The 12,370-nt window shown below is 60.9% G+C and carries 8 protein-coding genes, 2 rRNA genes, 1 pseudogene and 1 riboswitch (1 of these 12 only partly in view); of the genes and pseudogenes, 4 read left to right on the plus strand and 7 right to left on the minus strand.

The genetic code is table 11. The annotated features are described in order from the left end of the window. Positions 1 to 23 precede the first annotated feature (23 nt). Positions 24 to 953: a hypothetical protein gene (locus tag C2U47_RS05405; protein ID WP_103261504.1), complete on the plus strand. Its 930-nt coding sequence runs from the start codon at positions 24 to 26 to the stop codon at positions 951 to 953. 51 nt (positions 954 to 1,004) lie between these two features. Here the strand turns inward: C2U47_RS05405 and C2U47_RS05410 are convergent, their stop codons facing one another. Continuing rightward, positions 1,005 to 1,295 (minus strand): PilZ domain-containing protein, encoded by a 291-nt coding sequence (locus C2U47_RS05410; RefSeq protein WP_039041182.1) that lies wholly within the window; start codon positions 1,293 to 1,295, stop codon positions 1,005 to 1,007. Between the two features lie 91 nt (positions 1,296 to 1,386). Further along, a riboswitch (TPP riboswitch) is annotated at positions 1,387 to 1,477 on the plus strand. 83 nt (positions 1,478 to 1,560) lie between these two features. Between C2U47_RS05410 and thiB the strand changes: the two genes are divergently transcribed. The 3 genes from thiB (at position 1,561) to thiQ (ending at position 4,993) form a co-directional block, all read left to right on the plus strand. Next, on the plus strand, positions 1,561 to 2,541 hold the full coding sequence (thiB, locus tag C2U47_RS05415) for a thiamine ABC transporter substrate binding subunit (protein ID WP_103261505.1): 981 nt from the start codon (positions 1,561 to 1,563) through the stop codon (positions 2,539 to 2,541). Beyond that, the gene (gene thiP, locus C2U47_RS05420) at positions 2,517 to 4,145 is read left to right on the plus strand and encodes a thiamine/thiamine pyrophosphate ABC transporter permease (RefSeq protein WP_103261506.1); all 1,629 of its coding nucleotides are present in this window, start codon (positions 2,517 to 2,519) and stop codon (positions 4,143 to 4,145) included. The genes thiB and thiP overlap by 25 nt, the downstream gene beginning before the upstream one ends. A 140-nt stretch (positions 4,146 to 4,285) precedes the next feature. After that, a complete protein-coding gene (gene thiQ / locus C2U47_RS05425; protein ID WP_052816553.1) occupies positions 4,286 to 4,993 on the plus strand; it encodes a thiamine ABC transporter ATP-binding protein in 708 nt (235 codons plus the stop codon). Positions 4,994 to 5,059: 66 nt separating this feature from the next. Here thiQ and C2U47_RS05430 read toward each other — a convergent pair whose 3' ends face one another. The 6 genes and pseudogenes from C2U47_RS05430 to C2U47_RS05455 all read right to left on the minus strand — a co-directional run. Then, complete coding sequence (locus C2U47_RS05430) at positions 5,060 to 6,430, minus strand: PhoH family protein (protein ID WP_103261507.1); 1,371 nt, start codon at positions 6,428 to 6,430, stop codon at positions 5,060 to 5,062. Positions 6,431 to 6,635: 205 nt separating this feature from the next. Further along, a pseudogene (locus C2U47_RS05435) lies at positions 6,636 to 7,318 on the minus strand (TSCPD domain-containing protein). Between the two features lie 9 nt (positions 7,319 to 7,327). Next, positions 7,328 to 9,475 carry an adenosylcobalamin-dependent ribonucleoside-diphosphate reductase gene (locus C2U47_RS05440; RefSeq protein WP_043156171.1) on the minus strand — a complete coding sequence of 716 codons (2,148 nt, stop codon included), beginning with the start codon at positions 9,473 to 9,475 and terminating at the stop codon, positions 7,328 to 7,330. Positions 9,476 to 9,682: 207 nt separating this feature from the next. Beyond that, positions 9,683 to 10,135 (minus strand): pullulanase, encoded by a 453-nt coding sequence (locus tag C2U47_RS05445; protein WP_029313820.1) that lies wholly within the window; start codon positions 10,133 to 10,135, stop codon positions 9,683 to 9,685. Between the two features lie 309 nt (positions 10,136 to 10,444). Then, positions 10,445 to 10,559, minus strand: a 5S ribosomal RNA gene (gene rrf / locus C2U47_RS05450). Between the two features lie 81 nt (positions 10,560 to 10,640). Beyond that, positions 10,641 to 12,370, minus strand: a 23S ribosomal RNA gene (locus C2U47_RS05455); it runs 1,159 nt beyond the window's last position.

Below are 12,370 nucleotides of genomic sequence, written 5' to 3' on the forward strand. Positions count from 1 at the left end.
TGCATGTCCGACAGGAGACACCTATGTCCGCAAGGGGCGCCCTTTCATTGCTCTGCCTGCTGCTCAGCCTCCCGGCCCTGGGCGGGCAGACCTCTTTCACCAACAGTGGCGGCCAGCTCAACGTTGGCTGGCAGGACAAGGAGGGCAAGGCGCAGCAGCTCAGCTACCGGCTGGAGGCGGGCAAGCTGCCCCCTCTCATCGCTTACCGTCCGGCCAGGATGCAGGAAGACGTACTGCAAAGCCTGCTGCAACAGGCCCCCCTGGCGTTCCCCGAGGTGCAGTTCTCCCTCGTTCGCCCCGCCATGAGCCTCAGCATCAAGAGCCGCAACGCCGACAAGGCGCGGGAAGCCTCCCAATGGGTCAAGCCCGAGCAGGCCAAACTGGAGGCCGCCTGGCTCACGCAGCACTACTTCCAGCCCTTCACTGCCCCCGACGGCGCTCCCGCCATCAAGCAGGATCATGTGCGCATCGCCCTGGAGAGCCGGGACGAACTGGCCCCGTTGATGGAGCAGCTCAAGCAGGAAGGGGCCACCGAGACCGAGGCGCGCCAAAAGACGGTGGCCCACATGCTCGACTTCATCCAGGCCATCCCCTATCAACTGCTCGACAGCCAGTCGGGCCGCTCTGGCAAGGGGTTTCTGAGCCCGCGCCAGGTGCTGGAGCAGAACCGGGGGGATTGCGACAGCAAGGTGACCCTGATGGCCGCCCTGCTGGCCCAGGGGTATCCCGATCTCAAGCAGGCCATGGTGTTCGTGCCGGGACATGCCCTGCTGGGGGTGGCCCTGCCAGCCAAACCGGGGGAAGCCACCTTGAGCCGGGCGGGGGAGACCTACCTCCTGATGGAGCCGACCGGCCCGGCCCAGCTGCCCATGGGCCAGCTCGCGCCCACCAGCAAGACGCTGGTCGACAGCGGCCAGTTGAGCGTGCAGCCGGTGCAGGATGAGGGGAAATGAGACAGGCCAGCCCATGGCTGGCCTGTCTCGAGGAGGACGGGCGCCCGGGTCTCAGGTGAGGGAGAGAAACTCCAGCGCCAGCAGGAGACCGTCTTCTTCCTCCAGCACCCGCACGATGCGAGCCTGGGCCTCGAAGGGAGGCAGAAGATTGCTGCTGGTCGCCAGGCTCACCCGGATGGGCTGGGCCAGATCGAACGCGTGCTTGTTCACCTCGACGCCCATGCCGTTGGCGCTGAGATCCCGGCAGACCCCCTCCAGCACCTGCTGATGCTGGAACAGGGTGACGGGGGCATTGATGACCATGCGCTGGAAGGCACGTCTTTCCTTGGTGCTGGTGATCACTGGGGACTTCCTCCTTGGTGGTGGCTCGCACGATGCGGCCCGTGAAACATAGTGCTGGCCTCCCCCCAGGAACGCCAATACAATGCGATGCGTTGCTCAAACGGGGTGCGGTTTACCGCTGAGATTATACCCGTGAACCTGATCCAGATAATGCTGGCGGAGGAATTTGAGGCATGGCGCGCGTTTTTTGTGCCCTCATCCGCCGGCGCTCACCACACGCGAGGTGCCATTGATGAGCACCCCGACATCCACAGGAGTGCCATTGATGAAGACCCTGCTGCTGATCGCCACCAGCCTGCTCTCTGCCCAGGCGTTTGCCGCCGACACCCTCACCGTCTACACCTACGGCTCCTTCGCCGCCGAATGGGGGCCGGGCCCCAAAATCAAGCAGGCCTTCGAGAAGGAGTGCGGCTGCACCCTCAATCTGGTGCCCCTCGAGGATGGCGTCGCCATCCTCAACCGGCTGCGGCTGGAAGGCCAGCACAGCAAGGCCGACATGGTGCTGGGGCTGGACGATGCCCTCATCAGCGAGGCCAAGCAGAGCGGCCTGTTCGCCCCCCATTCCACCAGGCTCGATGGTCTCAAGGTACCGGGTGGCTGGCAAGACGACACCTTTGTCCCCTATGACTACGGCTACTTCGCCTTCGTCTATGACAGCAACAAGCTCAAGCAGCCCCCCAAGAGCCTGAAGGAGCTGGTGGCACGTCCCGATATCAAGGTGATCTATCAGGATCCCCGCACCTCCACCCCTGGTCAGGGGCTGATGCTCTGGATGAAGTCGGTCTACGGGGATGAGGCACCGACCGCCTGGGCGCAACTGGCCAAAAAGACGGTCACCGTCACCAAGGGGTGGTCAGAGGCCTACGGCATGTTCCTCGACGGCGAGGCGGACATGGTGCTCTCCTACACCACCTCCCCCGCCTATCACCTGATCACCGAGAGCAAACCCCAGTACCGGGCGGCCGCGTTCGAGGAGGGTCACTACCGCCAGGTGGAAGTGGCGGCCAAGCTCAAGGGCGCCACACAGGGCAAACTGGCTGACCAATTCCTGCAATTCATGGTGAGCCCCGCCTTCCAGAACGAGATCCCCGGCGGCAACTGGATGTATCCGGTGACAGACGTGGTGCTGCCCAAGGGGTTCGAACAGATGATCACCGTAGCTAAGCCGCTCACCTTCAGCTCTGACGAGGTGGCCGCCAACCGCAAGGGGTGGATCCGCGAATGGCTGCAAGCTGTTACCCAGTGAGTTCAGGTCGTCGCACCCTCTGGTGGCTGCCCGGCAGTGCAGCCACCCTGGTCATCCTGCTGCTCTCCATTGGGCCGCTGGTCGCCCTGTTGTGGCAGGCGGGGGCCCTCTCCCCCCGCGCCCTGCTAGGCGATCCCTACCTGCGCCACGTGCTGGGTTTCAGCCTCTGGCAGGCACTGCTCTCCACCCTGCTGAGCCTGGGGCTTGCCATCCCGGTGGCCAGGGCCCTGGCGCGACGCCGTTTCACCGGACGCCGCCTGCTGCTCAAGCTGTTCGGCCTCTCCCTGGTACTGCCGGTCATCATCGCCATCTTCGGCATGGTGGCGGTGCACGGTCGCCAGGGCTGGCTGCCGCAACTGCTGCACGGCCTGGGCCTGGACCCCGGCAACTACCTCTATGGCCTGTTCGGCATCCTGCTGGCCCATGTCTTCTTCAACATGCCGCTGGCCGCCCGCCTCATTCTGCAGAGCATAGAGAGCATCCCCGAGTCCTCCTGGCGCCTCGCCAGCCAGCTCGGCATGCGCTCCTCCCACATCTTCCGGCTGCTGGAGTGGCCGCTCATCCGCAGCATCTTGCCGGGGCTCGCCAGCCTCATCTTCATGCTCTGCTTCACCAGCTTCACCACAGTGCTGGCGCTCGGGGGCGGCCCCAAGTCCACCACACTGGAGGTGGCTGTCTACCAGGCGCTGCGCTTTGACTTCGATCTCGCCACCGCTGGCGGGCTCGCCCTGGTGCAACTACTGCTGACCCTGGCCCTGCTCCTGCTGCAACACAAGCTGCAGACCACCCCGGCCAGTCGCCTCACCAGCCGTCGCCCCTGCCTGCGTCCCGACAGACACCAGAAGGGCAGCGCTCTGGTGGATGGCCTGGTCCTGACCATGGGGCTCGCCATCTTCCTGCCGCCCCTGCTGGCCATCGTGGTCGCCGGGTTCAACCCCGGTCTGCTGGCGGCGCTCGGCTCACCCCGGCTGTGGCAGGCAGGGGGACAGTCCCTGGGCATAGCCCTGGCGGCGGGCTCCCTGGCCACTTTGCTCGGCGCCGGGCTGCTGCTCACCAGCCGGCATCTGAGGGTGCGGGATCGCAAACGGCGGGCCGCCGCCCTGTGGGAGGCCAGCGGTTCCATGATCCTGATGATCCCGGCGGTGGTGCTCTCCACCGGCCTCTTCATCCTGTTCATGCCCTTCACCGACGTCTTTGCCCTGGGCCCCTGGCTGGTGGTGCTGGTCAACGCCCTGATGGCGCTGCCCTATGTGCTGCGCACCCTCTCGGCCCCCATGCAACTGGTGGTGCGCCAGTACGATCGGCTGGCGGACAGCCTGGGGGTGCGCGGCCTGCATCGCCTGCGCCTGGTGGAGTGGCCCCTGCTACGCCGTCCGCTGGCCCTGGCCATGGCTCTCTCGATGATATTGTCCCTCGGGGATCTCGGGGCCATCGCCATGTTCGGCAGCCAGACCCTCACTACCCTGCCCTGGCTGCTCTATCAACAGCTCGGCAGCTACCGGCTGACCGAGGCGGCCGCCACCGCCCTGCTGCTGCTCACCCTCTGCTTCTCCCTGTTCTGGCTGGTGGAGCGGGGACTGGGAGGCAGGCATGTGGATCACTGATCCCCGGCGGCATTGCCGCCTCCCTGCCCCCGGATCCGTCCAGGCATGCCCCTGGGGTGTCCCTTGGAGCAGTCACTCACGCTATCTTTCATCAATTTTTCTTACTTGTTGTTCTATAAAACGACATTCAGGAGCCAAACATGCTGGTAATTGAGGAACTGGTCACCAGTTATCCCGACTGGCAGGTGACCTTCAGTGCGACCTTGCCCAAGGGGGAGATCACCGCCCTCATCGGTCCGAGCGGCGCCGGCAAGTCCACCCTGCTCGGCATGATCGCGGGCTTCGTGCCGGTGGAGTCGGGCACCCTCACCTTCGACGGCCAGGATCTGCTGTCACTGGGCCCCGCCGAGCGCCCGGTCACCACCCTGTTCCAGGATCACAACCTCTTCCTGCACCTGTCGGTGTTCGACAACATCGCCATCGGCCTGCATCCCGGCCTGCGCTTGAATCCGGCCCAGAAAAGGCAGGTGCAGGAGGCCGCTGACAAGGTGGGCCTGGGGGAGATGCTGACGCGCCTGCCGGAGCAGCTCTCCGGCGGCCAGCAGCAGCGGGTGGGGCTGGCCCGCGCCCTGGTGCGGGGCAGGCCGCTGCTGCTGCTGGACGAGCCCTTCTCGGCCCTCGATCCGGCCCTGCGCCGGGAGATGCTGGCGGAGGTCGCCCGCCTCGCCTGCGAGCAGGGCATCACCGTGCTGATGGTCTCTCACAACCCCGAGGATGCCCAGCTCATCGCCGATCAGGTGCTCTTCATCGACGCGGGACGCATCGCCTTGCAGGGCAAGCCGGATATCCTGCACAGCAGCGATCACCCCGGGCTGCTGCGCTACCTGGGCCGACCGAGAGAGGCATGAGATAGGCGGGATCAAAAAAGGGGAAGCCGTCCGGCTTCCCCTTTCTCATGCAGAGATCCCGTCAAATCAGAGATTTTCCTCGGCGAACGAAGCCAGCCTGCTGCGCACCACCCCGTTCAGGAAGATGTTGGCACTGCCGTCGAAGTCCTTGAACCGCTCGACGATGTAGGTCAGACCCGAGGTCACCGGGCTCAGGTAGTTGGAGTCGATCTGAGCCAGGTTGCCGGAGCAGACGATCTTGGTCCCCTCCCCGCAGCGGGTGATGATGGTCTTGATCTGGGACGCGGTCAGGTTCTGGCACTCGTCCAGCAGCACGAAGGTGTTCTGGATGCTGCGCCCGCGCATGAAGTTGACCGATTTGAACTGGATATTGGCCTTCTCCATGATGTAGCTGAGCGACCCGCTCATGTTCTCGTCCTGCTTGTGCAGCACCTCCAGGGTGTCGGTCACCGCCGCCAGCCAGGGCATCATCTTCTCCTCCTCGGTGCCGGGCAGGAAGCCGATGCTCTCGGCAATTTCCGGGGTATTGCGGGTGACGATCACCTTCTCGTAGATCCCCTTCTCGATCACCAGCTCCAGCGCCGCCGCCATGGCGAGCAGGGTCTTGCCGCAGCCCGCCGGGCCGGTCAGGATCACCAGGTCGATGTGCGGATCCAGCAGGGCATCCAGCGCCATGCCCTGATAGACGTTCTTGGGATGCACCCCCCAGGCCTTGCGGGACATCAGCCGCTCGCGGCCGAGATCTTTCAGGCGGATCTTGTTGCCATCGTGGCTCAGCACCCGCGCGGCAAAGAAGTTCTCCTCGTCCAGCAGGTACTGGTTGACGTGGACTCCCTCCAGCAGGTTGGCATCGATGACGTGGACCGTATCGCGGCCATGGGTTTCGCTGTCGCACTCACCGACCCGCTCCCAGAAGCTGCCGGGCACCACCTGGAAGCCCTTGGCGAGCAGGCGGATGTCGTCGATGAGCTGGTCGCTGCGGTAATCCTCCACATGGGCAAGACCTGCTCCCTTGGCCTTGAGGCGCATGTTGATGTCTTTGGTGACCAGCACCACCTGACGCTTCATCTCGTGCTTTTGCAGATAGAGGGCGGCGTTGATGATGCGGTTGTCCGCCTCCTTGTCGGTGAACACCTCGGCATCCTGGGGCAGATGGTGATCGCTGAAGATGGAGATACGGCCGCTCGCCTCACCGGCCAGCGCCACCCCTTGCACTATCTGCTCGGGGGTCGCGTCACGGAATACGTCTTCCAGCGCGCGGATGGCGATGCGGGCATCGCGGCTGACGTCCTTGTGGCGATCCTTGATGTTGTCGAGCTCTTCCAGCACCGTCATGGGGATGAGCACGTCGTGCTCTTTGAAGGAGTAGATGGCGAGGGGTTCGTGAAGCAGAACGTTGGTATCCAGGATAAACAGCTTTCGGTCCGTGTTGTCCATAAGCATCCTCCTTGGCACTGAAGGTGCCACGTGTGTGAATCTCAGATGTCATTGAAACCACACGGCCGTGACAGTTTTATTACCCCCAACGCTACGCCCGATTTCACCAGCGTGCAACATCCTTTGTTCGCGGCAAGTTGTTGTATATAAAGCAAACAAAATAAGACCGGCACGGTGGCCGGTCTTATTTATCTCCCTTTATCACTCAACCGCACTTGGAATCGCCGCAGTTGAGGCAGGTCATGCAGCCATCCTTTTGCACCAGCGCCTTGGTGTGGCACTTGTAGCAGAGCGCGGCACTGGGTGGGAAACCGCTGCCCGCCGGCTGCTCTTCTGCCTGTTGCTGTGCCTGCAATTGCGCCTGCTTCTCGGCCAGGAACGCCTGCTGGTGCTCGTCCAACCCGGGCACCTTGAGCATGCCGATCTCGGTGAGATGGGTTTCGATCACGTTGCCAATTTCGGCGATGAGAGAGGGCACGTACTTGCCCTTGTTCCAGTACCCCCCTTGGGATCGAACACGGAGCGCAACTCCTCCACCAGAAAGGTGACGTCCCCTCCCTTGCGAAACACCGCCGAGATGATGCGGGTCAGCGCCACTATCCACTGATAGTGCTCCAGGCTCTTGGAGTTGATGAAGATCTCGAACGGGCGCCGGGTCTCGTGCACCGTGCCCTCGTTGAGAATGATGTCGTTGATGGTGATGAACAGCGAGTGCTCGGAGACGTGTTCCGGCGTTTTCAGCTTGTAGGTGGTGCCCATCAACCGCTCCGGGCGCAACACGGTTTCATGCATGTGCACCACGTCATCCTGGGGCGTCGGCGCATCTTGCGGCTCATCCCGGGTTTTTACCTTGTAGGCGACGATTTTTCTGTCGATTTTCTTGACCATGTCTCGTCCTCAGAACTTGCCGTAATAGCCTTCTTTCAAGGCGTCGTAGAGGTTGGCGGCGGTGTGCAGCTCGCCATCGTATTCGATCTCCTCGTTCCCCTTCGCCGTGATGACGGTGCCATCTTCCAGGGTGAACTCGTAACTGGTGTTCTCCAGATCCTTCTCCTTCACCAGCACGCCCTGGAAGGCGGCCGGGTTGAAGCGGAACGTGGTACAGCCCTTGAGGCCGGAGTCCGAGGCATAGAGGTAGATATCCTTGAACTGCTCGAACGGAAAATCGGTCGGCACGTTGGCGGTCTTGGAGATGGAGGAGTCGATCCAGCGCTGGGCCGCCGCCTGGATATCCACGTGCCCGGTCGGCGTGACGTCGTCCGCGGTGATGAAGTAATCCGGCAGGCGGCTACCCTCCTCCTCGGCATAGGGCATGGCGGCCGGGTTCACCAGCTCGCGATAGGCCAGCAGCTCGAAGGAGTAGACATCCACGCTCTCCTTGCTCTTCTTGCCCGGCTTGATGACATTGCGGCTGTAGTGGTGGGCGAAGCTCGGCTCTATGCCGTTACTGGCGTTGTTGGCGAGCGACAGGGAGATGGTACCGGTCGGCGCTATGCTGCTGTGATGGGTGAAGCGTCCACCCACCTCAGCCAGCTCGGCCACCAGAGCGGGATCCACCTCGGCCACCTGCTGCATGTAGCGGCTGTAGCGGGCATGCAACACCTTGCCCTTCACCTTGTCGCCGAGCTTGATGCCATCTGCCGCCATTTCGGGGCGCAGACGCAGCATCTTGCCGGTGACTTCGAACTCCTGCTCCATGATGGGGGCCGGCCCCTTCTCCTTCGCCAGACGCAGAGACTCCTGCCAGCCGGTCATCGCCAGCTCCTGGGAGACCTGTTCGGTGAAGGCGACGGAGGCCGCAGAGCCGTACTTGATGCGCAGCATGGTGAGGGTCGAGCCCAGCCCCAGGAAGCCCATGCCGTGGCGACGCTTGGCGGTGATCTCCTCGCGCTGCTTGGCCAGCGGCAGCTGGTTTATCTCCACCACGTTGTCGAGCATACGGGTGAAGATGGCCACCACCTTGCGAAACGCGGGCCAGTCGAAGGCGGCCTGCTCGGTGAAGGGATCGCGCACGAAGGTGGTCAGGTTGACCGAGCCCAGCAGACAGGCCCCATAGGGCGGCAGAGGCTGTTCACCGCAGGGGTTGGTGGCACGGATCTCTTCGCAGAACCAGTTGTTGTTCATCTGGTTCACCTTGTCGATCAGGATGAAACCGGGCTCCGCATAGTCGTAGGTAGAGGTCATGATGACGTTCCACAGCTTGCGCGCGGGCAGGGCCTTGTAGACCTTGCAGGCCACCTGGCCCAACTCGTTGATCACCACACCCTCCTTGTTGGGCCAGTCCGCCCAGACCACCCTCGCAGGGTCATCCAGCGCGATGCCATCCTGCTCCACCTCCTTGGCGGTGTAGGGGAAGATCAGTTGCCAGGGGGCATCCTCCTTCACCGCACTGACGAACTCTTCGGTGATGAGCAGGGAGAGGTTGAATTGACGCAGGCGACCATCCTCCCGCTTGGCCTGGATGAACTCGACGACATCGGGGTGACGGATATCCATGGTGCCCATCTGGGCGCCACGACGGCCACCGGCAGAGGAGACGGTAAAGCACATCTTGTCGTAGATATCCATGAAGGAGAGCGGCCCGGAGGTATAGGCCCCCGCTCCCGAGACGAAGGCTCCACGCGGTCGCAGGGTCGAGAAGTCGTAACCGATGCCGCAACCCGCCTTCAGGGTCAGCCCCGCCTCGTGCACCTTGCCGAGGATATCGTCCATCGAATCCTCAATGGTGCCGGAGACGGTGCAGTTGATGGTGGAGGTCGCCGGCTTGTGCTCAAACGCCCCGGCGTTGGAGGTGATACGGCCCGCCGGAATGGCACCATTGCGCAGGGCCCACAGGAAGGGTTCATACCAGGTGTCGGGTTCGCGCTCCTGCGCAGCAAGCGCGCGAGCGACACGCTGGTAGGTCTCGTCGATAGTACCGTCGATGGGCGTACCGTCTTTGCTCTTGAGGCGATACTTGCTGTCCCAGATCTCGAGGGACGTCTCCTGCAGGGGGATCTGACGGGCGGCGGTGACACCCTCCAGCACAGGGATGGATTTGGCCATGTTCAATTAACCTCATATGAATGCAGCAGCATCTCTATGTCAAAAACACTACTAATAGTGAATGTTTACATCACAAACACAATATATAGTAATTCTGTCGTGATAAGGGCGCAGATTCTATCCTAAAAAAATGCCCCGGCCAGCAGATTTCTGGGCCAGGGCATTCAACCGGTTCAATTCCCGAGAGATTTAACGCGAAGGGCTATCTCAGGGTTTCTTGACGTATACGCTCGGTGTCTCACCCGCCATATTCAGATAGAACTCGTAGACGCCATCCGCCTCGGGCGAGAACTTCATGTCCTCATACTTGGAGCACGGGTTGACCGGTACAGGTTCCCCGCCGAGCACGGCAACGCCATCGCTCGGGCTCTTGTAACCGAAGTTGGTGCCACAACTCCAGCCGGAGTCGGCAAACTTGAACTTGTAAGGAGCCCACTCTTTCTTGAGCGTCCCCTTGGCCATGTAGAGCTTGTCGGCAACCTTGACGACCTTGCTTTCGTCGGTGGCCATCCAGTCGTTCATCTCACCACGCAGGTAGATGGACTTGCCACCGAAGTCGCTGTTGTCCGCCGCTGCCTGCTCTGCACCACCATTGGATGCGCAACCGCCTAATACCAGGGTTCCCGCCGCCAGCATCATCGTTACTGTTCTTTTGAACATGTGTCCATTCCTCAAATTATTGTGATTCCTTGGTCCATCGATGTGGACCCGGGAATTAAACCAGAGCAGGCATGACAAGAAAGGTAGAAGCATCACATTCTGTGCTTTTTATATCCAGAATGCAGGCTTTCGAATAGATATTGAGCAGATACAGGCCACAAACAACCCGATATTGGCTGGGATGATGAATGCGAGTATCAGAAAACACGGCGGGAGACCGCACCATAGTGCCCGTTTGCCCTCCAGTGAGTGCTGAATTTCAGGCAATAAAAAACCCCGCTCGAGTGAGCGGGGTTTCTTGTATTGGGTGCCTGGCAGTGTCCTACTCTCGCATGGCGAATGCCACACTACCATCGGCGCTACAGCGTTTCACTTCTGAGTTCGGCATGGGATCAGGTGGTTCCACTGCGCTATTGCCGCCAGGCAAAATCTTCAATCTGAGAAAGCTGATGTAAGTAATTCGCTCGTATTTGCTACAAGGCCAGAAACACTTCTTGGGTGTTGTATGGTTAAGCCTCACGGGTAATTAGTATGGGTTAGCTCAACGTATCGCTACGCTTACACACCCCACCTATCAACGTTGTGGTCTCCAACGGCCCTTTAGGACCCTCAAGGGGTCAGGGATGACTCATCTCAGGGCTCGCTTCCCGCTTAGATGCTTTCAGCGGTTATCGATTCCGAACTTAGCTACCGGGCAGTGCCACTGGCGTGACAACCCGAACACCAGAGGTTCGTTCACTCCGGTCCTCTCGTACTAGGAGCAACTCCCTTCAATCATCCAACGCCCACGGCAGATAGGGACCGAACTGTCTCACGACGTTCTGAACCCAGCTCGCGTACCACTTTAAATGGCGAACAGCCATACCCTTGGGACCGACTTCAGCCCCAGGATGTGATGAGCCGACATCGAGGTGCCAAACACCGCCGTCGATATGAACTCTTGGGCGGTATCAGCCTGTTATCCCCGGAGTACCTTTTATCCGTTGAGCGATGGCCCTTCCATTCAGAACCACCGGATCACTATGACCTACTTTCGTACCTGCTCGACCTGTCCGTCTCGCAGTTAAGCTGGCTTATGCCATTGCACTAACCTCCTGATGTCCGACCAGGATTAGCCAACCTTCGTGCTCCTCCGTTACTCTTTGGGAGGAGACCGCCCCAGTCAAACTACCCACCAGGCACTGTCCGCGAGCCCGATTCAGGGCCCTGCGTTAGAACATCAAACATACAAGGGTGGTATTTCAAGGACGGCTCCAGCGCAACTGGCGTCACGCCTTCAAAGCCTCCCACCTATCCTACACATGTAGGTTCAATGTTCAGTGCCAAGCTGTAGTAAAGGTTCACGGGGTCTTTCCGTCTAGCCGCGGGTACACCGCATCTTCACGGCGAATTCGATTTCACTGAGTCTCGGGTGGAGACAGCATGGCCATGGTTACACCATTCGTGCAGGTCGGAACTTACCCGACAAGGAATTTCGCTACCTTAGGACCGTTATAGTTACGGCCGCCGTTTACCGGGGCTTCGATCAAGAGCTTCGCTTGCGCTAACCCCATCAATTAACCTTCCGGCACCGGGCAGGTGTCACACCCTATACGTCCACTTTCGTGTTTGCAGAGTGCTGTGTTTTTGATAAACAGTCCCAGCCATCTGGTCACTGCGACTCCCGACAGCTCCATCCGCGAGGGACTTCACCATCAAGAGCGAACCTTCTCCCGAAGTTACGGTTCTATTTTGCCTAGTTCCTTCACCCGAGTTCTCTCAAGCGCCTTGGTATTCTCTACCCGACCACCTGTGTCGGTTTGGGGTACGATGACTTGTAATCTGAAGCTTAGAGGCTTTTCCTGGAAGCAGGGCATCAATGGCTTCCGCACCGTGGTGCGTTCGTCTCGTGTCTCAGTGTTGTGTCTCCGGATTTGCCTAGAAACACCACCTACGCACTTTCACCAGGACAACCGTCGCCTGGCCCACCTAGCCTTCTCCGTCCCCCCATCGCAATTACAAGTCGTGCAGGAATATTAACCTGCTTCCCATCGACTACGCCTTTCGGCCTCGCCTTAGGGGTCGACTCACCCTGCCCCGATTAACGTTGGACAGGAACCCTTGGTCTTCCGGCGAGGAGGCTTTTCACCCCCTTTATCGTTACTTACGTCAGCATTCGCACTTCTGATATCTCCAGCATACCTCTCGATACACCTTCGCAGACTTACAGAACGCTCCCCTACCACTCACGCTTAG

Source organism: Aeromonas sp. ASNIH7, from assembly GCF_002903485.1.
Taxonomy (GTDB): domain Bacteria; phylum Pseudomonadota; class Gammaproteobacteria; order Enterobacterales; family Aeromonadaceae; genus Aeromonas; species Aeromonas caviae.

Excerpts from the sequence above, each read along its gene's own strand:
- C2U47_RS05405 (WP_103261504.1), top strand. The coding sequence starts at position 24 with ATGTCCGCAAGGGGCGCCCTTTCATTGCTCTGCCTGCTGCTCAGCCTC.
- thiB (WP_103261505.1), top strand. The coding sequence starts at position 1,561 with ATGAAGACCCTGCTGCTGATCGCCACCAGCCTGCTCTCTGCCCAGGCG.
- thiP (WP_103261506.1), top strand. The coding sequence starts at position 2,517 with ATGGCTGCAAGCTGTTACCCAGTGAGTTCAGGTCGTCGCACCCTCTGG.
- thiQ (WP_052816553.1), top strand. The coding sequence starts at position 4,286 with ATGCTGGTAATTGAGGAACTGGTCACCAGTTATCCCGACTGGCAGGTG.
- C2U47_RS05430 (WP_103261507.1), bottom strand. The coding sequence starts at position 6,430 with ATGGACAACACGGACCGAAAGCTGTTTATCCTGGATACCAACGTTCTG.
- C2U47_RS05440 (WP_043156171.1), bottom strand. The coding sequence starts at position 9,475 with ATGGCCAAATCCATCCCTGTGCTGGAGGGTGTCACCGCCGCCCGTCAG.
- C2U47_RS05445 (WP_029313820.1), bottom strand. The coding sequence starts at position 10,135 with ATGTTCAAAAGAACAGTAACGATGATGCTGGCGGCGGGAACCCTGGTA.